We start from the raw sequence: 26127 nt of genomic DNA on the forward strand, positions 1-26127 counted from the left end.
AGCTTATCATTATCAAAAAAAGCTTAATGATTTAGGGTCATGAGAGGGATCGGTGAACACTTACTACAATAGCAAATCGGCCATAGGTTCATATTAATACAAATCAATTTTTAGCTGTAAAAATGGCGTTAAGTCGATACTTATGTAAACTGTTTGTAGCAGTTTTCAAGTTTTAGAATAAAAATCACTCCGGAAGCAAAGAAGTCTAGACGTCTGCGTTGACAGTGGTGAAGAGTTCTCTTATTCTTGGCACAACTTGTTATGATGTAACTGTAATATTTAGCGACGCTTAATATATTGCTAGATAATCACCGATGATCGAGATTGAGCCGTACTCGCTTTTTCCATCCGACAATCCCTATTCGATAAGATAAAGAGAGATCACTTTGACCAAAGCTACTTCACCGGTTCCGACAGCAGTAAACAGCCCTGCATCGTTTGTGGCATTGTTGCCATTATTTTTGTTTTTAGGATTATTTATTGGCGCTGGCTTATATTTTCAAAGCCAAGATGTTGATTATGCGTTTTATCAATTGCCTAGTGTGATTGCTATTTTACCGGCCATTGTGTTGGCTGTGTTGTTGTCCAAACAACACATCAATAATGCGATAGAAACATTTATTGAAGGTATTGGCCACAGCAATATTATTGCTATGTGTTTAATTTATTTATTGGCGGGCGCATTTGCTGCAGTGGCTAAGGCCACTGGTGGTGTTGATGCCACAGTCGCACTCGGTTTGTCATTTATTCCATCTAATTTATTATTACCCGGTTTCTTTGTGATAGCCGCTTTTATCGCGACTTCAATGGGTACATCAATGGGCACGATAGCCGCAGTTGCACCTGTGGCGTTAGGTGTGGCTGACCAAGCACAAATTGACTACGCATTAATGGCCGGAGCGGTAATGTCTGGCGCATTATTTGGGGATAATTTATCGATTATTTCCGATACTACGATTGCGGCAACCCGTACTCAAGGTTGTGAAATGAAAGATAAATTTCGTGAGAATTTAGTGTTTGCGATTCCGGCATCGATCTTGACCTTGATTGCTTTCTCGTTTGCTGGTCAAGGGCATGCAGATATTGCTGCTCAGGATATTGAAATACTAAAAGTCTTACCGTATTTAACCATTTTAGTATTAGCGGTGGCAGGGTTAAATGTATTTGTGGTGTTGTCATTAGGGATAGTGCTCGCAGGAATGACAGGTGTGCTGAGTTCTGACTACAGCTTTATTCAATTTGGGAATGACATTTATACAGGCTTTACTAATATGCAGGAGATTTTTATTCTGTCGATGTTGGTGGGCGGTTTAGCAGCATTAATGCAGCAACAAGGTGGGTTAACCTTTGTGAGTAACCAGATAGAGCGTTTAATTAAACGTTTTTCAAAAGCCAATGGTGAAGCATCAACACGTGCTGCGGAGCTAGGTATGGCAGCCATTGTTGCCGCGACCAATACATGTGTGGCTAACAATACTGTCTCGATAGTGGTCACGGGTGATATCGCCAAAGAATTAGCCGAAAAACACGGTGTACCACCAAAACGAGCTGCGAGTATTCTTGATATTTTTGCGTGTATCATTCAGGGATTAATTCCACACGGTGCCCAAGCATTATTAATCGCATCTGTGTTTACCATTAGCCCGTTAACCGCAGTGTCAAATGCTTGGTACTGTATGATTTTAGCCGTAACGGCTGTGACCATTGTAATCTTTCGAAAACGTGTGTAACGCTTATGTGACGAAGTGTAAATAACTTATTCACTTTTACGTTGAAACGAATAAAGTTAATGAGTGATATTTGAATCATAGTCTATTACCACAATGCCCTGTCATTCATGATTGGGCATTGTGGTTTTTGGATAGCGTTATTATTGCGCAGTGTTGTTTTGGTTATTGGCTTTTACTTTTTTGTTTTCCGCGTTAATATTCACATCCCATTTTTGACTAAGTATCGACCAGTGACAAATAGAGTCCGTAATTATGATTTACATCTAGTGATTGTATTTATGTCATTGGCAGCCGCAGTGATCTGCTCTTTGGGAGTGGGAAGTGCGCTTGTTGTACAAGCGGACAGCATAAATTTGGATATGCTTATGATCCGTCCCGATACCCTTGGCAACTATATGAACTCGTCTTTTGCAGTGGTATTTAATTTATCATTATTAGCGGGGGGATCATGTTTCTTACTGGCCATGGTGGCGCTGTTTAATACATATCCTGATTTATTGAGCCGTTATCTTGCGATTATTGGTGGTGTAGTAGGCATTAGTATTGTGTTAATGGGGGTATTTCCGATTAACTTTTTAGATTTGCATCGTAAGGTGTCTACCCTTTATTTATTTAGCGCTATTTTGTTGCACTGTGTTTGCTTTGTGGACTATTTCAAACCGGGCAGTACGATGACCAAGCGAATGCTAACCCTAACCATTATTTCGTTGTGTAGTGGGTTATTATTGTTAACGCTGTTTAATTGGGAACTACTGGATTTTACTGAGTGCTCAGTCGATTTCCCCCAGTATTGTATTGTGTCACCAGCCATGTGGTCATTAACACAGGCAAATATTTTATGGTGTATTTGCCTTGGTTTAAGTCTGCGGACTACCATTAAAACGCAACAAATTAACAATTATCAATTGCTCCAATCCCATTAATTTCTGTCTATTCTTACTTGGGTATTGTCTATGACCTCGATGCGATTAAGTCATTATTTGGCTGTGTGTGATGTGGCCTCAAGACGCCAAGCCGCGCGACTTATTGATAGTGGTCGAGTCAGTATTAATCATCAATTAGCTAAACATACCGACCGAATAAACCTCGCTGAAACCGTAACGATTTTAGTAGACGGTAAACCGATTTTGCCTGTGCAAGATAAACAATATTGGTTGTATCATAAACCTGTTGGTATTGATTGCCGCTTATTAGCGGATGATCCATGTAGTCTGTTACATGTATTGCCTGAGTCACCAAGGCTTTATCCTGCTGGTCGTTTAGATAAAGATTCTCGCGGGCTGCTGTTACTCACCAATGATGGTCAATTAACGCAAGCGTTAATGCATCCGGATTACTATCATCCAAAAACTTATGTGGTCCAAGTCGATAAACCGATTAGTGCTAATTTTTTATTGATGATGGCACAAGGGGTTCATTATGGTGATGTACACACTAGGCCTTGTGATATTCGGCCATTAAGTCTAGCGATGGACGAAGACAAGTTTGAGATTATATTAACTCAAGGGCTTAATCGACAAATACGCCGTATGTGTCAGGTGTTGGGCTATAAAGTGATTGATTTACTGCGCACTCAGTTGATGGATGTGTGTCTTGATGATTTGGCAGAAAAAACAATGCGGCCATTGACGGCCGCAGAGTTATTGAGTCTTAATATGAGTGAACAAGATAGTTAACCCATTTGTTCACATAAGCTATTAATTTAAACAGCTAGCTAAAATAAGCGTTATTTAACAATATCCATTTCAGCTAATAAGTTGTCAGCATTGTCTAAATACTGCATTACCCATAGCATATAACGGCTATCAACTTGAATTGAACGGTTAGTTTGTGGATCATATCCCCAGTCACCAATGATACTTTCGTAAACACCATCAAACAGTAAGCCGACTAATTCAGCACGACCGTTTAAGGTTGGTGAACCAGAATTACCGCCAGTAGTGTCTAAAGTTGATAAGAAGTTAACCGGTACTGAATCAACGGCTTTGACATAGTAATCGCCATATTGCTTTTGCTTAATCAGCTCAAGTTCTTTAGCTGGCGCATCAAATGGATCAACGCCCGTGTCTTTAGCTAAAATGCCTTCTAAACGGGTAAAAGGCACCGCCACTAAACCATCCTGTGGTGAATACCCCTTAACGTTACCGACAGTCACACGCAAGCTTGAGTTTGCATCAGCATAAACAGGCTTTCCTAGCTCGCGATTATAAGCAATGATGGCGTCCATATATTGTGGGCGTACTTTCATTAGGTCGCCAGTAAGTTGCTTCTGTGCTTTTTCTAATGCCATATCTGACGCGTAAGTATTAACAGCAAATTGAATAAACGGATCGTTAGAGGCTTTAAAGTCTGCAACAGATTTGTTCATCCATGCTAAACGTGTCGCTTGATCATTAAGTGTTGTGTTGGCGTACATCTTGTCTAATGTATTGGCTAGTGCTTCAGCATCAAACTTGTGGGTAATACCAAAGGCTTTATCCAAAGACGCTAAACGTTGCTCTGCAGGTAATGCAGCATAACGTGTTAGTAAATCAGCTAGAATGGCCTTATCAACGCTGGCGGCATAACGGCGATCAATACGCTCCATGCTTGAGGTAAAGTTGGTCATGTCGCGGTCTTGATATCCCGGTTCACGATCCATATCTGCTAAGGTTTTTTCATTGGCTAAACGGTACAGGTCACGTGCCGTTGTCACCATAGTGGTGTAACCTATATAACCTAATAAGATATCACGTTGTTGATTTTGCTGACTCTTAGCGACGAGCTTTTCTAAGGTAGTCAAAGTTTCGCCATATTGTTGCTGACGTTTTTTATCTTTATTAATCCATGCGGTTAAATCACTTTCAATTTTATTGCGATCAGCCAACATGGTCGATTTACCATAAAACTCGATCATAGAAGTGAAGTTTTTGGCATAATTAGCTAAGCCTGCAATGAGGCTTTCGTATTTAATGCGTTCATCACTGCCTTCTGGTGCAGTTTCTTTGATGATCTCAATCATACGCTCGCGTAGTACTTTTCCTTCTGGATAAGCCCACTCAAACTGATTTTTAACTTCATCTGCAGTGCGGTAACGGTTAGTGCGGCCAGGATAGCCAGCAACCATGACGAAGTCGCCATCACTAACACCTTTAGCTGATACTTTTAAAAAGCTTTTTGGCTCGTAAGGGACATTGTCTTTACTGAAATCAGCAGGCTTACCATCTTTTGATACATAAGCACGATAAAAAGAGAAGTCACCGGTATGACGAGGCCACATCCAATTGTCGATATCGCCGCCATATTTACCCACGCTTGCTGCTGGATTATAGGCTAAACGTACATCGCGAATCTCTAATTGCTTAACCAGATAATATTCTAAGCCGCCGTGGAAGCTATACACTTGGCAACGGTATCCGTCTTCTTTTTCACATTCAGCAACTAAGGTTTTTTCTTGTAGTTCAATGCCTTTATAAAAGTCATTGCCCACTTTATCCATTTGGTTCGCTTTCACTTTATCAGTAACATTGGTTACCGCTTCGGTGACAAAAATACGTGAACCCGGTGTTGCAGGTAATTCTTCGGCATAATTTTTTGCTAAGAAACCGTCTTTAAGCAAGTTTTTTTCGGGTGTTGAGTTGTACTGAATTGAGCCGTAAGCGCAGTGATGGTTAGTTACCACTAAGCCTTTAGGCGATACAAATGAAGCGGTGCAACCCCCTAAGCTAATCACTGCATTCATTGGAAATTCGGTTAATTTAGAAATTGAATCAGCGCTTATTTCTAAGCCTTTTGCTTTGAGCTCATCCGCCATTGCGGGAAGTTGATGTGGCTGCCACATACCTTCATCTGCTGCAGCGCCAAAACTGGCTGCTATTGCGACAGTTAATAACCATTTTTTCATTATAGAATTCCATTTTAAGAGGGAGCTTGTCATAAATATTGTGCCAGTTTGTCTCATTATATGAATCAAAATGATGAAGTCACAGAAACAAAAAAGTCAGGCTAAGCCTGACTTTAACAAATGTTTAATCATCTTAATAGCGTTTGCAAAACTCGCTTACAAATCCATTAATGATATATATGATTTAGGTCAACGCCACCATCAACTGAGCGACAACAATCAATGTGCCGAGTAAGCCTGCAATAATAAGTCCCAAGTTACCACCAGACACCTCATATCCTCCAAGCTGTTTTGAGCGTTGCTTTAGTGCCATTGCAATCGGTAAATAAATAATCATGACTACCAATGGAATAGCGGCAAAACCAAGCACTTTGAAAAATCCGTCTGGATAATACAACGCACATAATAGCGGGGGGATAAAGGTAATTAACCATGTTTTAGCCCGCCCAGCAACATCATCTTTGGCTCGAGTGAGTTCAGCAACATAATCGAATAAGCTCATGGTGACGCCTAAAAATGAGGTGATTAACGCAAGGTTAGCAAATAAATCAATTGCTTGGCTGATAATATGTGACTCGGCTAAGCCCTGTAAAGCCGTCACGAGTTTAGGTAGTGAACCACCAAAACTATGAACAGTTTCTCCGCCTAAAGACCCTAATGTCACTAATAACCATAGAATGTAGCAAACTAGTGGAATGGTTGAGCCAATCAATAATACTTTTCTGAGCGCCACTGCATCGCCATTTAGGTAGCGCACAATGGTTGCAATACACACATGGAAACCAAATGAGGTGAATACCACCGGGATGGCCGCTAACCATAATTGTTGTAGCGCCATTCCTTCAGCAACATTAGTTGAGTAATTGTTTAGTGCGCTTATTACGTTAACGTCTGGTAATAAGAATGCCACTACAATAACCAGTAACACCACCATAGAGGTGAATAAAATCCGTGAAACTTTATCAATCCATTTCACGCCAATGGCAATTAATCCACCAAAAAAAACTGTAAATAATATTACCGCCACTTGGTTGCTCATATTAATACCGATGGGGGCTAAGCGGGTTTCTAATAGCGATGAGCCTCCCATCAGATACACCATGGTTAAAGCAAACAATAAACTGAGAAAGGAACCGCCTTGGATTAGCTGGCCGATGTTACCCAAGGTTTTACCGGTAATGGCGTGGACGTTATCGCCGACACCGCTGTGAAGATTAATTTCTAACATTAATAACGAGGTGTAAGCCGATAAGGCCCAAATAATCACTAATAAAATTAATGCGGGGATCATTCCCAAGGCTGCAGTTGCTAATGGTAGCGCGAGCATACCTCCGCCAATTGCCGTGCCAGCGACGATTGAAATAGAGCCTAAAGTTTTAAAATTCACAGAAAACGTCCTGTCTAATTATTATTTTATTTGTGTCGGACATTAGCAGAAGGGGGGATGAGCAGGCAAGGATCTTTGATTGTTAAAGGCTAACAGCCGTGTTTATAAACAATTACATAACATTATACTTAACTGTTTTATACCCGACCGATGTAATAGTGTAGCATTACATCAGTACCGCAGAATAGCTTCAGCATTGTGAGCGTTGATTAAATCTTTTCATAAGTTATAATGCCGCTTGTTTTAGGGGAGTAGCTAACCTAGCACGTCGACAAGATGTGATTAGGAGTAAGTGTCAACATACTTGGCCAAATGCCATGGTACTTACAGCAAATCATTGATACTAATTGATTTGCCATGCAAGACCTAAGCACAGTAACTGCATTAAGGGGTATGTGGTGGCTTGTGCTTAGTTGTCATTTACCCCTAGGAATATCACATTGGAAGCTTTATTCGCCTCAACTCTTACTGTTGCCATCGCTGAAATTGGCGACAAAACTCAATTATTAGCATTATTACTAGCGGTCAGATTTCACAATAAAACCGCTATTATCTCAGGTATTTTACTCGCTACATTATTAAATCATTTTCTTGCGGCATGGTTAGGTCAGTGGGCAATTGCCTGGATTGACCCACAATGGGCAACCTATTTGGTGGCAGGTTCATTTTTTGCTATTGCGTTATGGGTTCTTATACCCGATAAAATGGATGATGATGATAATCGCTTCTATAAACTCGGTGCTTTTGTTGCAACGTTTATATTGTTTTTTATTGCTGAAATGGGTGATAAAACTCAAATTGCGACGGTAGTCTTAGCGGCAAAATATCAAGCACTGACATGGGTTGTCATCGGCACTACATTAGGTATGCTGATTGCCAATGTCCCAGTTGTATTGGCTGGAAGTTTTAGTGCAAATAAATTACCCATGAAGCTTATTCATCGAACCTGTGCTGTGATTTTTATACTACTCGGTGTGGCAACGCTGATGTGGTAAAGGAGGTTTAATGCCCGATAGCCGAGTTCTTGATAGTGATGCCGCCCGAGGATTGCCTTGGGTTGTCGCGATTGCTTTTTTTATGCAGTCACTTGATGGAACGATTCTGAACACCGCGTTACCAGCGATGGCCAACGATTTAAGCGAAGATCCTTTGCGTATGCAAGGCGTCATTATCGCTTACATGTTAACGGTTGCTTTGTTAATCCCTGCTTCAGGCTGGATTGCTGATCGCTTTGGCACCAAAAAAATCTTCTTTGGTGCGATTTTATTGTTCAGTTTAGGATCACTGCTTTGTGCATTGTCCAATTCATTAGACATGCTGATTGGTGCTCGGGTTGTGCAAGGGTTAGGTGGTGCTTTGATGTTGCCTGTTGGAAGACTGGTGGTGCTGCGGGCATATCCACGCTCGGAATTAGTACGGATCATGGGATTTATTACCATTCCCGGTTTACTGGGTCCTTTGCTCGGCCCTACTCTGGGCGGTTGGATGGTGCAATACCTGACATGGCATTGGATCTTTTTGATCAATCTCCCTGTCGGCGTGGTCGGTTGCTATGCCGTGTGGAAGTTTATTCCCGATTTACGCGGCAAAGAAAAATCGCGTTTTGATAGTCTAGGTTTTTTGTTATTTGGCAGTGCAATGTTGTTGATTACCATTGCCATGGAAGGGTTAGGGGAACTGGGCCTGCCGCACTTACGGGTGATGTTGTTGTTATTTGGCGGCATGGCGTGTTTGATAGCATATTGGCTACGAGCCGGTCGAATAAATAATCCGTTATTTTCGCCTTCATTATTTAAAACAAGAACATTTGCTATCGGTATTTTTGGTAATCTTTTTGCGCGCTTGGGCAGTGGCGCATTGCCATTCCTAGTGCCTTTATTATTGCAAGTTGCGCTAGGTTATTCACCTTCTCAAGCGGGGATGAGCATGTTGCCATTAGCCGCAGCAGCTATGATAGCTAAGTCGCTGGCTCGACCTATTATCGAATGGTTTGGTTATCGCTTGGTGCTAACGATTAATACTTTGGCGCTGGGATTGATGCTTGCAAGTATGGGACTTGTGGGTGAACAAACGCCATATTGGTTGTTGTTGTGCATGTTAGCTATTCTTGGTGCAATTAACTCATTACAGTTTACGGCAATGAATGCCGTGACGCTTATCGATTTAGACGATGTGAATGCCAGTAGTGGAAATAGCCTGTTGTCTGTGGTGGGACAGTTATCATTAAGTCTCGGTGTTGCGTGTGCTGGTGCTCTGCTAGGTGGTTTCAGTGCAGACGTTGGCAGTGATGATATGACGACTGTTCTGCAAGCTTTTCAACTGACTTTTGTCACTGTTGGCATTATGGCGATGTTAGCCGCGACCATTTTTTCACAACTGTCTAAAGATGTTGGCCGAAGGGTTAAGGATTCAGAAGACAAGATCACATCCTAAGGTACATAGTTACATGATACTGTCCGTGGATGTCCTAAGGGCTGTTGAGCAAATCTATACACCCATACTCCAGTGTTATTAACCTTGGTTATTTGAAGCTAGTGGCGACTTCTTTTTTTATACTTTTAGTTTTCGCGCTGAAGTATCTCGTATGGGCAAAGCATTAAATAATCAATCTTGGATAAAACATCACAATTCATACCATTTTTGTGCAGTCCTCCACATATTTGCTTCCGTAAACGCTTAAAATATATACATGGAAGATCACTAATCTGCACCTATATTTAATTATGTTAAATATAATTATGGAGTCACGTTATGGATATTAAGAGACATGGTTTATCAATAGGCATAAACCGAATTGAAAATGTGTTTTTTGTGACATTGAAAGCGGTTGGCACATTAACCCACGAAGATTATCTTGTCATTACGCCGATGTTAGAAGGAGCACTGAACCAAATAGCACAACCTAAAGTGAGTTTGTTCTTTGATGCCACAGAATTAGATGGCTGGGATTTACATGCCGCTTGGGATGATTTAAAGCTAGGATTAAAACATAAATCTGAGTTTGAAAGAGTGGCTATTTGGGGGCGTAAAAACTGGCTAGATTGGTCGGCTAAAATAGGTAGCTGGTTTATTTCGGGTGAAATTAAATATTTTGAAGACCAAGATGAAGCCTTAAAATGGCTTCGTTATTAATCAGGAGCGTATCTGTTGATATATTGTTTGATGAATGGATTTTACCCTAGGATACAATAGTTATTATTGGTTAGGGTTTTGATCACGGCACAAAGTAGTTATGCCGTTGTATTGATAATATGGCCGCTGTTACCAATAGGTTGTGGCACAGGTAATTGTGCTGCTTCCATTAGTTGCAAAGCCATTTGCCCTTCCATTTCTTGCTGATTTTTAGCGATAACAGCAACCATTAAACTATTTCCTGAATCAATCGTTGTAGGCATTGAAGACGGTGAATTAACACTAATTGACATAGTTAACCTTAATATAAATTGAATAGTAATGTTATATCGGTCAGGCATCGAAAAGCTTGATGTATTTTTAGCAAATGGCTTATTGCATTTTTGATTATAGGTTGTGCACAACCAATGTTATCATTAATCATTATTATTGGTTAGTGGAGTAAAGTCATGTCTAGTAAAGCGTTTACTGAATCTCAGTTACCTGCGGCACAAAATCCGCTAGCACTTGAAAACCAAGTGTGTTTTTCTTTGTACAGTGCCGCTAATGCGATGATCCGCGCATATCGACCATTGTTGGATGAGCTGTCGCTGACTTACCCACAATATCTAGTGATGATGGTGCTTTGGAAAGAGCCAGGCATAAGTGTTAAAACCTTAGGGGATAAATTACATTTAGATTCTGGCACGTTAACCCCATTACTAAAACGTTTAGAGAATAAAGCGTTAGTCACCCGTGGACGCAGTGAGTTGGATGAACGTGTGCGTGTGTTACATGTCACGGTGCAAGGGCAACAGTTATATCAGCAAGCCCTAACTATTCCAGAGCAAATGCGTTGTAAAGTGGGTGGCAGTATTGAAGACTTACAACAACTAAAGCAACTGTGTGATCAAGCTTTTACTGCTCTTAATTCTGGAGAGGCGAGTAGTTGTGAAATGTGATTAACTTGAGCGTGACGATGGTCTCATGAATACTCAACTATCATGAGCTTGAGTCAATAAGTTTACAGCAACAACAGTTAAGCTATTTTATTGCTACTTACCTATTAGCAATGGTTAGCGCCAGTATTAAGCGGGAACTGCATTTTACATAAGCCAAGATGGTTACCCTTGGAACTGTTCACCAAGCAAGTTTATACTTGATTAACCCCCAGAGTGACAAACCGCATATGTGATGGGGCTCGCTATTGTCTAAAGACATGCTCTAAAGATATGCAATCATAAAAGTGTCATCTTAATGTCATAGTATTGTTTATCAACATAAAAAGGTATCAGAACTATGTGGCAAATATTCAGTCGTTTTTTAGCGCTAGGGTTAATTAGTTTTGGCGGCCCTGCGGCACATATTGGTTACTTTAGAAAAGCATTTGTTGATGAATTGCAATGGCTAGACAGTAAACAATATTCCAGTTTTGTCGCTTTAAGCCAGTTTATGCCTGGCCCGGGCTCAAGTCAGGTTGGTTTTGCCATTGGCTACCATCGTGGTGGTTTATTGGGTGGGTTAGCGGCCTTTTTAGGGTTTACTTTACCGTCTTTTTTACTGATGTTTTTATTTGCGGTGACTAGTGCCCAATGGTTAGATTTAACAGCCGTTGAGGGCGCTATTCACGGCCTCAAACTACTGGCTGTTGTGGTTGTCGCCGATGCGACCTTGTCAATGTTTAGTCAGTTTTGCCAGCGTAAAACAACTAAAGTATTAATGGCCACAACTGCTGTAGCGACGCTATTAATGCCTTCATTATTAATGCAAATAACGGTGTTAATAGTGGCTGCTGTTGTCGGGGTTATGTTGTTGACTCGAGGTGAGGCTATTACCCCAGATGCTCCAGCTATCAAGCTTAATTATTATTGGTTAGCATTATTTATTATCGGATTAGCCACATCGTTTTATTTCATTAATCAACCCGATAGCCTTGGGCTGATTTTTGCAAAATTCTTCCAAGTCGGTAGTTTAGTTTTTGGTGGCGGACACGTGGTGCTGCCATTACTTGAAACTAGTGTGGGTGAATACATGACCCCAGATCGTTTTTTAACGGGTTACGCGCTTGCACAAGCTATTCCTGGCCCCATGTTTACGTTAGCCACTTTTTTAGGTGCTGACTTATGGTTAGAGTCTCCTATTCAAGGGGCATTGGTCGCCACATTTGCTATTTTTATTCCGGGATTTTTATTAATGCTGGTGGGGTTAAAAAGTTGGCATTCAATCAGTCAGCGGCCAGCTATTGCTGGTGCGTTAGCGGGAGTTAATGCGGCTGTTGTAGGGCTATTACTTGCAGCACTTTACCAGCCTGTATTTACTAGTGCGGTGATTATGCCGTTGGATATGGCTTTAGTGGTTATTGGTTTTAGTATTTTAAAAATATTCAAACCAAGTCTTGTTTGGTTAGTGATAGGGTTTGCTTTTATAGGCAGTATATTGGCGATGCTATAATATTATTTTAATATTGTTTGTTTTTGCGACACATTTCACTCTATTGGGGCTGTGTTATTGTAAGTTAGCGTAAAGGTCTATTATATATAGACTATAATAACGAATAGATTTTACCTACTAAGGCTAACCACTATGCTGGGATCTTCGCTACGCAATAAGCTACTCGGGCTATCATTAATTCCTCTTTTATTAATTCTTACCGTATTGTTGAGTATTTTTTATGTCAATGAAAGTGCATCTTTAACCAAAGATATTGATAATTTTCGCAATGAATTAATTTCAGAGCGTGAAAATCAACTTAAAGAAACTGTTCAGGTTGCCCAAGGCGTTGTTGAATATCAAATGGCTTTAGGTGATGAGGGTGATGTCAATAATGCCTTAAGAGACTTACGCTTTGGTACTGCTGGGTATTTTTATATTTATGATGATACTGGCCTAAATATATTTCATGCCACCATGCCTGAACTTGAAGGCCAAAATAAAATTGATATGGCCGATCCCAATGGTACTAAAATTATTGTTGGATTGTTAGATGCTGCTAAAGCGGGCACAGGTAATTTCTCGTATTATTATAAAAAACCAGGAAGCGACCAACTTATTAAAAAACTGGGTTTTGCAGTAATGATACCGAATACTAATTGGATGTTAGGTTCAGGCGCTTATATTGATGACATTGAAGAGTCTATTGCTGCTTACGAAGTTTATAAAACTGAAGAGATGAACCAGAAAGCATTTTTATTTTTATTAATCGCTTTAGGGCTTGCTGGTGTGACGGCCTTTGCCGTGGTGCTGATGGCACATAAAATGGTAGTACCAATTAAAAATATGGCCATCTCGTTAAATGACATTGCCAAAGGTGAAGGAGATTTAACAAAACGCTTAGACGTAACCAGTGAAGATGAGATTGGCCAATTAGGCAGCGCATTTAATCTGTTTGTTGACAAATTACAGCATATTCTTGGTGATGTAGCCGGCGCTACGGACAGAGTTAAACATGCTGCTCAAAGTATCAGTGGGCAAACCATGTCGATGTCTGAGCAACTCAACCACCATAATAATGAAGTTGATCAAATTGTCACCGCTATCACCGAAATGTCAGCGACAGCCAATGATGTGGCCCACAACACGAATATGGTAGCAGAAGCCACCCATGCGGCCTCAGACAATGTAGCGAAAGCACAAAACTGTGTTGATACCTCATTAACTGAAGTGTCTCACTTAATGGAGCAAATCGACAATGCAGCCGCAGATGTTAAGTCATTAAGTGAGCAATCTACAAAAATTAATACCGTACTTGGTGTGATAGGTGGCATTGCTGAACAAACCAACTTATTGGCGCTTAACGCAGCGATTGAAGCTGCACGAGCGGGCGAACAAGGCCGAGGGTTTGCAGTAGTTGCCGATGAAGTAAGAAACTTGGCCAGTCGCACTCAAACCAGTACGGTTGAAATTAACGAAATGCTGGCCGAATTGCATAAGCTCGTGACTAAGGCTGTACAAACCATGGCCGAAAGCCAAACCAGTTGTTTAAGTTCGGTTGAGTCCTCAAGGGCGATTTCTGAGAGTTTAGGTGCTGTAACCTCATCAGTAACCAGTATTAATGACATGAGTACTCAAATTGCTACCGCAGCAACAGAGCAAAGCTCAGTAACTGAAGAAATTAATCGTAATATTAATTCAGTACAAGAAATTGTGAATATGTTATTAACAGCTAGCCAAGATGCTTCTGGTATGAGTAAAACGGTGGCGAATGAAGGTCAGACACTGTCTGAGCTGGTTGGGCAGTTTAAGATTTAAACTAATTGCCGTTGTAAGAGCTACATAAAAATGAACCCGCTGAGGGTTCATTTTTTTATGTTTTATCCGCAATCGAGATGAGTGCAATACCCTTGGCACATATTCATCATTAGTTTGTTAATAATCGCTCTTCTGGTCTAGGTTTAGTACCTGTCATGGGGTAAAATACGCCGTTGCACCTTTTGTTAACTGCTAAATATAAGTTGAATATTCATGTTTGAAGTTAATCCAGTAAAATTCAAAATCAAAGAGCTCGCTGAACGTACTGAGTTACTTCGGGGGTATCTTTGACTACGCTGCCAAAAGTGAGCGTCTCGAAGAAGTCAATCGAGAGCTAGAAAGCCCTGAAGTGTGGAATGAGCCTGAACGTGCTCAAGCCTTGGGTAAAGAGCGCGCCGCATTAGAAGCCGTTGTTAAAACTATTGATGATATGGACACGGGTCTTGAAGACATCGAAGGATTGCTAGAGCTGGCAATCGAAGAAGATGACGAAGAAACATTTAATGATGCCGCTACAGAGCTTGAAAGCTTAGACTCTCGTCTGGCCGATTTAGAATTCCGTCGCATGTTTTCTGGTAAAAGTGACGCTGCAAACTGTTATCTTGATATTCAATCTGGTTCTGGCGGCACTGAAGCACAAGACTGGGCCAACATGGTTCTGCGGATGTATTTACGCTGGGGTGACGCACATGGTTATAGCCCAGAGTTAATGGAAGTCACAGATGGCGATGTAGCAGGTATTAAAGGCGCTACGATTAAGTTTACTGGCGAATATGCTTTTGGTTGGATGCGAACTGAGACGGGTGTGCATCGCTTAGTACGTAAATCGCCATTTGATTCATCAGGTAAACGTCATACTTCTTTTTGTTCGGTTTTCGTTTACCCAGAAATTGATGATGATATTGAAATTGATATTAATCCATCGGATTTACGTATCGACACTTACCGTGCATCAGGCGCGGGTGGTCAGCACGTCAACAAAACAGATTCAGCGATACGTATTACGCATTTACCAACCAATACAGTGGTGCAATGTCAAAACGATCGCTCGCAACACAAAAACCGTGACTCTGCTTTTAAGCAATTAAAAGCCAAGTTATACGAGTTAGAAATGCATAAGCAAAATGCCGACAAGCAAGCCGCTGAAGATGCAAAATCAGACATCGGTTGGGGCAGTCAAATTCGTTCATACGTATTAGACGACGCCCGTATCAAAGATTTACGTACAGGGGTTGAGAACCGTAATACTCAAACTGTGCTGGATGGTGATTTAGATAAGTTTATTGAAGCCAGCCTAAAATCAGGACTTTAATTAAAATTAATACTTCCCGCCATGTAATGATGGTAGGTAAAAGCGAGAATATAACATGACTGAACACGTACAAGATGAAAACAAACTGATTGCTGAGCGTCGCGCAAAATTAGACTTTATGCGCACCACCTGTCCTGCTAATGCTCACCCAAATACATGGCATCGCAGCCATAAAGCGGCTGAACTTCAGGCTCAATATGGTGAGCAGACCAAAGAAGCATTAGAAGAATTAGCTTTTCAAACCAGCATTGCTGGCCGTGTTATGGCTAAGCGTGGTCCGTTTTTGGTGATTCAAGATGTGTCTGGTCGTATTCAAGCTTATGCTGGTAAGCCAGTACAAGGCGATTTAAAAGAGCGTTATCAAGGTTTAGATATCGGTGACATCATTGGTGTTAAAGGTCAGCTGCATTTATCTGGTAAAGGCGACTTGTACGTTAACATGGAAGAATATGAATTACTGACCAAAGCATTGCGTCCGTTACCTGAAAAATTCCACGGTTTAACTGACCAAGAAACGCGTTACCGTCAGCGTTATGTTGATTTGATTGTCAATGAAGATTCTCGCAACGCATTCATTATGCGTTCTAAAGTGGTTTCTGCTATTCGTAACTTCATGATGAAAAAAGAGTTCATGGAAGTTGAAACCCCAATGATGCACGTTATTCCTGGTGGTGCTTCAGCACGTCCGTTTGTGACTCATCATAATGCGTTAGACATGGCTATGTACTTGCGTATTGCACCAGAATTATATTTAAAGCGTTTAGTTGTTGGTGGTTTTGAGCGGGTGTTCGAAATTAACCGTAACTTCCGTAATGAAGGTTTATCACCACGTCATAACCCAGAATTCACCATGATGGAATTCTATATGGCGTATGCTGATTACAACGATCTTATGGATTTAACTGAAGAAATGCTCAGTTCAATTGCCATTGATCTATTAGGCAGTGCCCAAATGCCATACGGCGAGCACACCGTAGATTTTGGTGGCCCTTATGCCCGTTTAAGCATGTTAGAAGCGATTCAGAAATACAATCCTGACAACGCGACTATTCAGGCTATGACCTACGAGCAAGTTAAAGATCTAGAGTTTATGCGCGATTTAGCATCGAGCCTAGGCATCAAGCTAGAAAAATTCTGGACTTGTGGTCAGCTGCTGGAAGAAATATTTGGTGAAACCGCCGAGACTCAATTGATGCAGCCAACCTTTATTACTGGTTATCCTGCAGATATTTCGCCTTTGGCGCGCCGTAACGATAATAATGATTTCATTACCGATCGTTTTGAGTTCTTTATCGGTGGCCGCGAAGTTGCTAATGGCTTTAGCGAGCTTAACGATGCTGAAGATCAAGACCGACGCTTTAAAGCGCAAGTTGATGCAAAAGATGCTGGCGATGATGAAGCTATGTTTTACGATGCAGACTACATCACTGCACTTGAACACGGTTTACCACCAACAGCAGGCCAAGGTATTGGTATCGATCGTTTAGTGATGTTATTCACTAATACCCATACTATCCGCGACGTGATTTTATTCCCAGCAATGCGCCCACAAGCGTAAATGCATTTGCCGGCTATTTGTTATTGAGTCGCCGACATTAATAAAACCAAAACCAGCCCGCGGGCTGGTTTTTTGTTTTATAACTTACTGAATAAGAGCGCTTGATGGTCTTATTCTTTTAGCGTCAGTGACGGATTAAAAGCGCGCATTAACCATTTGGTAAGTTTTATAACCACCAGTGAGGTTGCGTACTTTAAAACCATGTTGGACTAGCATGCGATAAGCTACATGGCCGCGCAAACCCACTTGACAGAATACCAATAATTCTTTGTCTTTAGGGAGTTCATCCAGTCTATCTCGAAGTTCTGGCAATGGAATATTTAGTGCGCCGTCAATTGAACCCACAGCGGTTAGTTCACCAGGATTACGAACATCGACAATAATTTGTTTCGCGCTCAAGTTAAGTAAGTCTTGAGTGTGACAAATAGCTTCGTCACCTAATAACACATTCGCGGCAACCATACCGGCTTGATTGACCACGTCTCGAGCCGAACCAAAAGGTGGCGCGTAAGTGAGTTCGAGATCAGCTAGATCATATACCGTCATTCCAGCGCGTTGCGCTACGGCTAATACGTCAATACGTTTATCTACACCATCAATTCCAGCGGCCTGAGCACCTAAAATACGGCCAGATTCAGGGCAGAACAACAGCTTTAAGGTAATAGGATGAGCCCCAGGATAATAGCTGGCATGGCTTGCTGTGTGCACATAGATTTTTTCAAATGGGATACTTTGCCTTAGTAAGCTTTTTTCATTTAACCCCGTTGAAGCAATGGCCATATCAAATAACTTACAGATAGCAGTACCTTGGGTGGCACGATATACCTTGTCACCACCAAGCATGTTATCTGCCGCTAAGCGTCCTTGACGATTTGCGGGACCAGCAAGTGGAATCAATGAGGGGTTTCCAGTAACGAAATCAGCTGTTTCGATTGCATCACCGACAGCATAAATATCAGGGTCAGAGGTTTGCATCCGCGCATCAACGCGAATGCCGCCAAGCTTACCTAATGCTAAACCGCACTCAGTTGCCAAGCTGGTTTCAGGTTTTACGCCAATAGCGAGGATGACCAAATCTGTGCCTAAGATATTGTCATCACTCAAGGATAATTCGAGATGGTTATGGGCGGTTACGGGTTTATCATAATCATCGGTATTATCTGCATCAGTCAGTGGAATTGGGCACTCATTAACTGCGGTTAAGCCTGTTTTTAAGCGTAAATCGACCCCGTTATCGACCAGCTTTTGATGTAGCATGTTGGCCATTTCAATATCAACAGGCCCCATCACTTGATCCGCGAGTTCGAGTAAGGTTACTTCCAACCCTATATGGCGCAGCGCTTCTACCATCTCTAAACCAATAAACCCACCGCCCACAACTGTGGCATGTTTAGGCTTATGCAACATAAGATTAGACAGTATTTTATCCATATCAGGAATATTGCGTAGACTATACACAAAATGGTTATTGATGCCGCTAATCGGAGGTTTAATGGGTGATGCACCTGGGCTAAGTAACAACTTGTCGTATGACTCTTGATACGTTTCATTGGTCATAAGGTTACGTATGCTAAGTTGCTTAGCTTGTCTGTCGATTGCAATGACTTCATTGAACACTCGGACATTAACATTGAAACGAGATTTGAAGCTTTCTGGTGTTTGCAGTAACAGTGCGTCTCGGGATTCAATTTCACCACTAATATGATAAGGCAAACCACAGTTGGCAAACGAAACAAACTCGCCTCTTTCCAACATAATAATTTCAGCGGTTTCTGATACGCGCCTTGCTCTTGCTGCCGCGGATGCTCCGCCGGCAACACCACCAATAATGACTATCTTAGTCATGATTTTCTCCAATAAAATGTAATATAAATGTAGCGACTATTTAGATGATTTATCGCTTAGCTGACTTTTATAAATAGCAGATTGGTTCTCAAGTATTTTTTGGCAATCGAAGCAATGACCATACATATTGAGACTGTGGTGATGGATACTCATGCCGTGATGTTCTGCCGCTAACCCTAAGCGGAGATCAATCAGGGGATCGATAAATTCAATCAACTTACCACAGGTTAAACAAATTAAATGATCATGACGCGGCTTATTGTTGAGTTCATAGATAGCACTCTCAGACTCGAAAAGTCTTCGTACAACAAGTCCCGCTTGCTCAAAATGCGCCATAATGCGGTACACAGTATTGAGGCCAATGGTCTCCCCTTGTGCATTTAATCCTTGATAGATATTTTCTACCGTTAAATGCTGCTCATCAACTTGAGTTAAATACTCAAGCAATTTACATCGTTGAATGGTTATTTTGAGACCAGAGTTTTTCAATACTGCTTGCATTAGATTTACCTAAACACGTCATTACGTATTACCAGTGTATTATCTTCAGTTGATATTTTTGGTCATCAATGCTTTGCCATTGATTAAACTATCAACCACCTTATACCTAGCTCCTTTAACCAAATTAGCCAAAGTTTGACGGGATATGCCCATCGACTTAGCGGCATCTTGTTGCTGCATTCCGAGTACATCAACTAAGCGCATTGCCTCAATTTCATCTTCAGCAAGTGGCACCTGCTCTAATTGGGTCATCGGAATACCATTGGGCTTAAAACAGATGTTGGCTGCTTGACCACATATGGTTCGGGGGATTTTGGGTCTCGCCATGTAACACCTCATTTGTGGCATATGCCATATATACTTAATTTAGTTCATACATGCAAGATTATTATTTATCTTAGTCTGATATATAAACAGATCTTTGAGCTCACACATAAAATTGACTATTTACAAGGTTAATTATATCACTACACCAGATCAAGCGGACTAAAGGGCTACATGATAAATATTGATTATCTTAGCGGAGGTTCGGTTATAAACTCCAAGTCTCGAGCGCGCCGTCTGAACTTAGGGTTAATAACTTACCATTAGGCTTGAGCACCATTGAAAATACGGTTGTTCCAGCGGTATAAGCGGTGATATCCCAATGAGAAAGTTCCTTTCCCGTTAAGGTATCCCAATAAATAACACTTTGTTTTGACGTTGCAGTAATTAGATTTTTGCTATGATTAATGAATAAAGCCTGCCGAAAATAACGATAACGCTCAAGGTAATCAAGCTTACTCACTGGCAGTGCAGTTTGGGTATCGATAATGACATTATTGTCGAGTGCATCGGCAATAAACAACCGACGATTCGCTTCATCATAACTCACACTGGATATCTGTTGCGGACGCGAAAAACTATTGATTAACTCACCACTATAAGTTGCCCATATATGCACATCACCATCAAGCCCAGTCGATAATACCTGTTGTTCAAAATTCGAAAGCTCAACATGATTAACGGCTGCACTGTGTTGTTTAAACAATGACATCGTCATACTGCTTCTTTGGATCACAGTAATTGAGCCATCATTCATACCCACTAAAATAGTGCTGCCTGTTTGGCTCAGAAAAAGGCTAGAAATGCTGGCATCAGGATTAAACCCCTGAGCGGGCCATCGTATATCTAATTTGCCCGTTTCAAGGTTGAAAATAGAAATTTTATGTTTGCCTGCCGTTGCAAGGTATTGTTTGTTGCCTGACAATGCCAATAGATAATTGGTTTCATCAAAATCATCGTCAGACCATTGATGTAACAATTGGCTTGTCGTTACATCCCACACCGATAATATTCGGCTTCTGCCTAATGTGATCGCCATACTGGCATCGTTAGACAATACGCCGTCAATAAGTGTCTCATGAACCAGTGGCTCAATATTATCAGGTTTTTTTATATTCACTGCTTGATTACAGCCAGAGATAGCCATTATCGACACCGTGATGGCAATAACAAAGCGAACATCGAATAGAAATCTTAATCTGACATTAGCTAACAATTTAATTCCTTTATAAAAAAGATACTTTTAACATAATAGCATAGCCTCATATAGCTGGTTGTATTCACTGCTCAGTACGTTAATAGCTCAACTTATTAGTGATAATAATTAGCTTAATTTACTGGCAAAAGTGACATCACTTTTTGATATAGCAAAGTCTGCGTTTAAATTATGCACCTATTAAGAAAAACCGATTTCTGGCACAATAGTCGTATTAAAAGTTGTCGTAAATAAGGAACTCACATGACGCAAATAACCCTAACAACTCCAGATGATTGGCATCTTCACTTCCGTGACGGAGATATGTTAAATGAGACAGTTCCTGCTACGGCACGGTTGTTCAAACGCGCCATTGCTATGCCTAATTTAGTTCCGCCAGTGACGACCGCTGCTTTAGCTGTTGCCTATCGGGATCGAATTTTAGCTGCGCGCCCACAAGGCAGCGACTTTGAACCGCTAATGACCTTGTTTTTAACCAATAATACCAGCGCCCAAGATATTATCGATGCCAAAGCGGTAGGTGTTGTTGCAGGTAAATTATACCCAGCAGGTGCGACAACCAACTCAGATGCGGCCGTTAAAGCTTTGGATGAGTTGTTTCCAATATTTGAGGTTATGGCACAACAAGGTATGTTGTTATTGGTTCATGGCGAAGTAACCGAATCACATATTGATATTTTTGATCGCGAAAAGATATTTATCGATCGCTATTTATCGCGCATTGTTGAAGCCATTCCTAGCCTTAAAGTGGTGTTTGAACACATCACGACTAAAGAGGCGGCAGAATTTGTTGCGGATGCTTCAGCTAATGTTGCAGCAACCATTACCCCCCAGCATTTATTGTTAAACCGTAATGACTTATTAGTGGGCGGTGTGCGTCCGCATAACTTTTGCTTACCAGTATTAAAACGTAATATTCACCAGCATGCGTTGCAAGCTGCTGTGGCGACAGGCTCAAGCAAATTCTTTTTGGGCACCGACTCTGCTCCTCATGAAAAACATCGTAAAGAGTCTGCGTGCGGCTGTGCGGGGTGTTACAGTGCTTGGAGCGCGTTGGAGCTGTATGCACAAGTGTTTGATAATTTAGGTGTTATAGATAAACTTGAAGGCTTTGCCAGTTTCTATGGCGCTGATTTTTATGGTTTACCACGCAATAGCGGTACCGTAACGTTAGTGAAACAACCATGGACCGTGCCAGAAGAAATCATTTTGCCTAATGGAAATCCTATTGTGCCATTCTTTGCTGGTCAGACTGTGAATTGGAAAGTGAAGTAGCGTTTATTCATTAGGATATTATATTATTATTAAATAATACCAAAACCAGCATGTTGCTGGTTTTTGGTGTTTAAAATTCTCAATACTTAGCCGTTTACAAAGATAGTTTTCTTAAAGCATTATAATGAGGACTTTGTTTATTTTTTATTAATTCGCTATTCGCTATTCGCTATTCGCTATTCGCTATTTAGTTTTTGTTTGGTTTGAGCTTCTACTTTTATTTGTGCCTCTAATAGGGCTTCAAATTCATCTTGGGGCAAAGGTTTGCTAAATAAGTAACCTTGGCCATAATCACATTTCAGTGCATTAAGCAGATGATACTGCTCTTCTGTTTCAACGCCTTCTGCAACCACGATTAAATTCAGCCCATGCCCCATGGCAATTGCGGCGCCAACCAACTCTAAATCTCCAGGGTCAACAGTAATATCATTGATAAAGCTTTTATCGACTTTTAGGGTGTTGAAAGGGTAACTGCGTAGATAGCTGAGCGATGAATAACCGGTACCAAAATCATCCATAGAAATACTCACCCCAATATCATTAATCGCTTGTAAATTATGAGTGATAATTTGGTCACCGTTAAGCAACACGCCTTCGGTAATTTCTAATTCTACAGTGCTAGGATGAATATCGTATTGGGTTAACGATACTTTTAGCATATCGACAAAATTGCTTTCTCTAAATTGTTTCGGTGACACATTAACCGCAATTTTAAATTGACGATTAAAGTATGTTTGCCACTGAGATGCTGCCGTCAAAGCAGTTTGGATAACGTATTGGCCAATGGCTATAATTAATCCTGTTTGCTCCGCAATAGGAATAAATTCATCAGGAGTGACTTGGCCAAGTAACTCATTATTCCAGCGTAACAACGCTTCAGCGCCAATGATTTTACGGCTTCGAATATCAACAAACGGTTGAAAGAAGACTGATAGTTCATGGTTTTTTAACGCACTGCGTAATTGCTCTTCCACCTTAAGCCTACGATGCATGTCGAGATTCATTTGGTGAGTATAAAATGTGTAAGTATTGCGCCCCTGATCTTTAGAATGATACATCGCAGAATCAGCTTGTCTGAGTAGTTCTTTTGGGGTCAAACTGTCATCCGGGTACATTGCAATGCCAATACTAATTGTTGACACCAGCTCACGGCTTTCAAGCTTAAATGGCATGTAAAATTGCTTAAGCAATTTATTAGCTATCGTCTCTACTTCAGCGGGTTCGTTGATATTGTTCAGGATAATGATAAATTCATCACCTCCCAGTCTACCGACAATATCACTCTCTCTAATGGTATTCTTTAATCGAGTCGCTGCCTGTTTTAGTAGTTCATCACCGACAGAGTGACCTAAGGTATCGTTAACCTTTTTAAAGTCGTCTAAATCTAAAAACAAGACTGCTACTTGGGTTCCTGCTCGATGTGCTTCTTTAAGTATTTGAGCTAATCGATCGAGTGACAACAATCTATTCGGTAGCCCCGTCAAGCTGTCGTAATGGGCTTGATAAAGGATTTTTTCTTCTTGTTGTTTGTAGAGGTTCACATCTTGTTTTAATGCCAAATAATGTTTAGTGACGCCGACATTGTCAAAAATAGGTACGATATGAGCATGTTCCCAAAAAATCTCGCCGTTTTTCCTTTTATTCTGTAATTCACCTTGCCATGCCTTTCCTGCTGTGATGGTTTCCCATAATTCAGTATATAAAGATATAGGGGTTAAACCTGACTTCAACATATTGGTAGATTGGCCAATAACTTCTTCTGCTTGATAACCTGAATTTTTCTCAAAGGCACTATTAACGTATTCTATTTTACCGTCGATATCGGTCAAAACCATCGAAATAGGGCTTTGTTCTATTGCTTGTGACAAGGTTAATGCGCGATCTTCGGCCGTTTTTTGTGCGCTTAAATCGATATCGATGCAGTACATTTCTGCTTCGTTATTGATATTTTTGAATAATGTGTGAGACGAATAAACGGGTACATTGCTGCCATCTGCACGTTTAAGTAGCAGCTCTTCCGCGGGGATCGGTACGCCATTATTAATCCATGCATTTACGTTATTTATCACGTGTTGTCTATATGGCGGTGGAATTATAAGGTCTTCTAGTTTTCTTCCTAGCGCTTGCTCTCTGGTATAACCATAAAGTTTTTCGCTGGCTTCATTCCAAAAGATTACGTTACGGTTTCTATCATATCCTTGAACTGAAATAGCGGGGATTTGTTCGAATATTTGTCTGAATTTTGATTCACTGCGTAATAGTTTTTGTTCAGCATTAATGCGCTCAGAAATATCTTTGATAAAGCAGAAAAACATACCATCAGCACCATCCCAAAAGCTGATATTCACTTCAACATCAAATAAGTGTCCCAGTTTATTTTTGTACCGAGAAGTAAAGTTAATGGCTTTTTTGTGTGGTGCAGCAGTGATATATGAGCTCGGGAATTGATATCTGTCATTGGTTTCAAATTGATTAATCGGCTTATTAATTAGCTCATCGAGAGTGAACCCTGTCATATTTGCGAAGCTCTGATTTGATTCTATTATCTTGCCATCTACAGACACAATGACAAAGCCATCTTGAGCGGTACTGATAATGTTATGGTAAGTTGTTTCACTGCGACGTAATTGTGCTTCTATGTTTTTTTGATCGGCCAGATCTCTACTGACACCCACAATACCTTGGATTTCTCCTGACGAATTCATAAAAGGTGTTTTTTGGGTGCTAAAAATATGTGAGATACCATCAGGTGTTGTAATCCATTCTTCGTTCATCCATGGCTGGTTTTCTTGTAATACAAATCGATCGGCTTTGATAAAGAGGTCAGCCTGTTGACGATCAAATAAGTCATAGTCCGTTTGATACTTAATCTGTTCTGGTTTGAGCTTTAGTGCTTCAGAGAATGCTTTGTTACACCCTAAATAAACCCCGTCGGTCGATTTGTAAAAAATGATATCGGGAATACCATCAATAATGCTTTGTAACAGGTTTTTTTCGGTTTCGAGAAGATTTTTATGATGTTGTAATTCTTGAGCTAATTGTTGTCTTTGTTGATGTTGTTTAAGCAGTAATCCAAGGAGCATGGTGCCGCAAGTATAGACAGTGAGTAAGGTCGGGATTATGTTGAGGATGATGTCATATTTATCTGGCACTGGCATGAGTAATAAACAACATATAACCGCTATTTGTACGACAAACCCCATGGCCAGTAAATTTTGCCAATTGAGTTGTTTGTTTGAGCTTTGCACCCAGTATCGCCAGCCTAAACCAATGGCTGAACTGATAAAAATGACTAAGGTACCAACGTATAATCCCACTCCGCCTTGATAAATACGGAAACAAGCCGCTAAAATCGCGGCGATCAATGTAGGAATAAAACCAAAAAACAGACCGCTTAAACTGAGTAATATCCAGCGAGTATCGAAATAAATCCCAGGACGAAGCTCCCAAGGATAATTCATCACGCTAATCGCAATCACCCCAATAAAAAGCCCACTCAAGATATTTCTATATTGCTTAGGTGCTATTTTTTGTAATGTAATGGCGTCGTAAATGACCACCAGTGCCAGTAATAATACGGCGTTGCTCATTAAACTGAAAAAACTATCCATTTCTTCTCCGAATAAAAAGAGTGTAGCCAGCTTTTATAGCCTGCATTCACTGTAGCTCATGTCATACCAAAATAAAAAATAAATCTTTTTTATCATCATGTTAATTCGCTTTTTCCTGTGAAACCA

At 40.8% G+C, this 26127-nt stretch carries 20 protein-coding genes and 1 riboswitch; of the genes, 12 read left to right on the forward strand and 8 right to left on the reverse strand.

What is annotated here, in order from left to right:
• Positions 1-386 precede the first annotated feature (386 nt).
• From FH971_RS02780 to FH971_RS02790, 3 genes are all read left to right on the forward strand, one after another.
• The gene (locus FH971_RS02780; RefSeq protein WP_140233265.1) at positions 387-1730 is read left to right on the forward strand and encodes a Na+/H+ antiporter NhaC family protein; all 1344 of its coding nucleotides are present in this window, start codon (positions 387-389) and stop codon (positions 1728-1730) included.
• Positions 1731-1960: 230 nt separating this feature from the next.
• A complete protein-coding gene (locus FH971_RS02785; RefSeq protein WP_140233266.1) occupies positions 1961-2653 on the forward strand; it encodes a hypothetical protein in 693 nt (230 codons plus the stop codon).
• Between the two features lie 39 nt (positions 2654-2692).
• The gene (locus tag FH971_RS02790) at positions 2693-3406 is read left to right on the forward strand and encodes a 23S rRNA pseudouridine(2604) synthase RluF (protein WP_206194454.1); all 714 of its coding nucleotides are present in this window, start codon (positions 2693-2695) and stop codon (positions 3404-3406) included.
• A gap of 50 nt (positions 3407-3456) precedes the next feature.
• Here the strand turns inward: FH971_RS02790 and FH971_RS02795 are convergent, their stop codons facing one another.
• On the reverse strand, positions 3457-5613 hold the full coding sequence (locus tag FH971_RS02795) for a S46 family peptidase (RefSeq protein ID WP_140233268.1): 2157 nt from the start codon (positions 5611-5613) through the stop codon (positions 3457-3459).
• Between the two features lie 184 nt (positions 5614-5797).
• Positions 5798-7000, reverse strand: coding sequence for an aromatic amino acid transport family protein (locus FH971_RS02800; protein WP_140233269.1), 1203 nt, complete (start codon positions 6998-7000; stop codon positions 5798-5800).
• A gap of 234 nt (positions 7001-7234) precedes the next feature.
• Positions 7235-7357: riboswitch (yybP-ykoY riboswitch) on the forward strand.
• An 83-nt stretch (positions 7358-7440) separates the two neighbouring features.
• Here FH971_RS02800 and FH971_RS02805 point away from each other — a divergent pair.
• From FH971_RS02805 to FH971_RS02815, 3 genes are all read left to right on the forward strand, one after another.
• Entirely contained in the window at positions 7441-7995 is a 555-nt protein-coding gene (locus tag FH971_RS02805) for a TMEM165/GDT1 family protein (RefSeq protein ID WP_137223087.1), read from the forward strand.
• 10 nt (positions 7996-8005) lie between these two features.
• Positions 8006-9433: a multidrug transporter subunit MdtD gene (mdtD, locus tag FH971_RS02810; RefSeq protein ID WP_140233270.1), complete on the forward strand. Its 1428-nt coding sequence runs from the start codon at positions 8006-8008 to the stop codon at positions 9431-9433.
• A gap of 318 nt (positions 9434-9751) precedes the next feature.
• A complete protein-coding gene (locus FH971_RS02815) occupies positions 9752-10132 on the forward strand; it encodes a SpoIIAA family protein (protein ID WP_140233271.1) in 381 nt (126 codons plus the stop codon).
• A gap of 98 nt (positions 10133-10230) precedes the next feature.
• Here FH971_RS02815 and FH971_RS02820 read toward each other — a convergent pair whose 3' ends face one another.
• Positions 10231-10425: a cytoplasmic protein gene (locus tag FH971_RS02820; RefSeq protein WP_140233272.1), complete on the reverse strand. Its 195-nt coding sequence runs from the start codon at positions 10423-10425 to the stop codon at positions 10231-10233.
• A gap of 156 nt (positions 10426-10581) precedes the next feature.
• Between FH971_RS02820 and ohrR the strand changes: the two genes are divergently transcribed.
• From ohrR to lysS, 5 genes are all read left to right on the forward strand, one after another.
• Entirely contained in the window at positions 10582-11073 is a 492-nt protein-coding gene (gene ohrR, locus FH971_RS02825; RefSeq protein ID WP_140233273.1) for a transcriptional regulator OhrR, read from the forward strand.
• Positions 11074-11410: 337 nt separating this feature from the next.
• Entirely contained in the window at positions 11411-12562 is a 1152-nt protein-coding gene (chrA, locus tag FH971_RS02830; RefSeq protein ID WP_140233274.1) for a chromate efflux transporter, read from the forward strand.
• A 132-nt stretch (positions 12563-12694) separates the two neighbouring features.
• Positions 12695-14359 (forward strand): methyl-accepting chemotaxis protein, encoded by a 1665-nt coding sequence (locus tag FH971_RS02835; RefSeq protein ID WP_140233275.1) that lies wholly within the window; start codon positions 12695-12697, stop codon positions 14357-14359.
• Between the two features lie 213 nt (positions 14360-14572).
• Positions 14573-15671 (forward strand): peptide chain release factor 2 gene (gene prfB, locus FH971_RS02840; RefSeq protein ID WP_167495972.1). Its coding sequence is split into 2 segments (ribosomal slippage): positions 14573-14647 and positions 14649-15671, totalling 1098 coding nucleotides; the frame shifts between segments, so codons are not numbered across the junction.
• Between the two features lie 55 nt (positions 15672-15726).
• Positions 15727-17229, forward strand: coding sequence for a lysine--tRNA ligase (gene lysS / locus FH971_RS02845; protein ID WP_140233277.1), 1503 nt, complete (start codon positions 15727-15729; stop codon positions 17227-17229).
• 135 nt (positions 17230-17364) lie between these two features.
• Here lysS and FH971_RS02850 read toward each other — a convergent pair whose 3' ends face one another.
• The 4 genes from FH971_RS02850 to FH971_RS02865 form a co-directional block, all read right to left on the reverse strand.
• Positions 17365-19074 (reverse strand): FAD-dependent oxidoreductase, encoded by a 1710-nt coding sequence (locus FH971_RS02850; protein ID WP_140233278.1) that lies wholly within the window; start codon positions 19072-19074, stop codon positions 17365-17367.
• 36 nt (positions 19075-19110) lie between these two features.
• Positions 19111-19575: a transcriptional repressor gene (locus FH971_RS02855; protein ID WP_137223067.1), complete on the reverse strand. Its 465-nt coding sequence runs from the start codon at positions 19573-19575 to the stop codon at positions 19111-19113.
• Positions 19576-19620: 45 nt separating this feature from the next.
• Entirely contained in the window at positions 19621-19902 is a 282-nt protein-coding gene (locus tag FH971_RS02860) for a DUF134 domain-containing protein (protein ID WP_137223065.1), read from the reverse strand.
• Between the two features lie 205 nt (positions 19903-20107).
• A complete protein-coding gene (locus tag FH971_RS02865) occupies positions 20108-21115 on the reverse strand; it encodes a WD40 repeat domain-containing protein (RefSeq protein ID WP_240778430.1) in 1008 nt (335 codons plus the stop codon).
• A gap of 243 nt (positions 21116-21358) precedes the next feature.
• Between FH971_RS02865 and pyrC the strand changes: the two genes are divergently transcribed.
• Positions 21359-22390, forward strand: a complete 1032-nt coding sequence (pyrC, locus tag FH971_RS02870) for a dihydroorotase (RefSeq protein WP_140233279.1) — start codon at positions 21359-21361, stop codon at positions 22388-22390.
• Positions 22391-22566: 176 nt separating this feature from the next.
• Here the strand turns inward: pyrC and FH971_RS02875 are convergent, their stop codons facing one another.
• The gene (locus FH971_RS02875; RefSeq protein WP_140233280.1) at positions 22567-26001 is read right to left on the reverse strand and encodes an EAL domain-containing protein; all 3435 of its coding nucleotides are present in this window, start codon (positions 25999-26001) and stop codon (positions 22567-22569) included.
• Between the last annotated feature and the right edge of the window lie 126 nt (positions 26002-26127).

Origin of the sequence: Shewanella polaris (assembly GCF_006385555.1) — a bacterium.
Classification (GTDB): Bacteria; Pseudomonadota; Gammaproteobacteria; order Enterobacterales; family Shewanellaceae; genus Shewanella; species Shewanella polaris.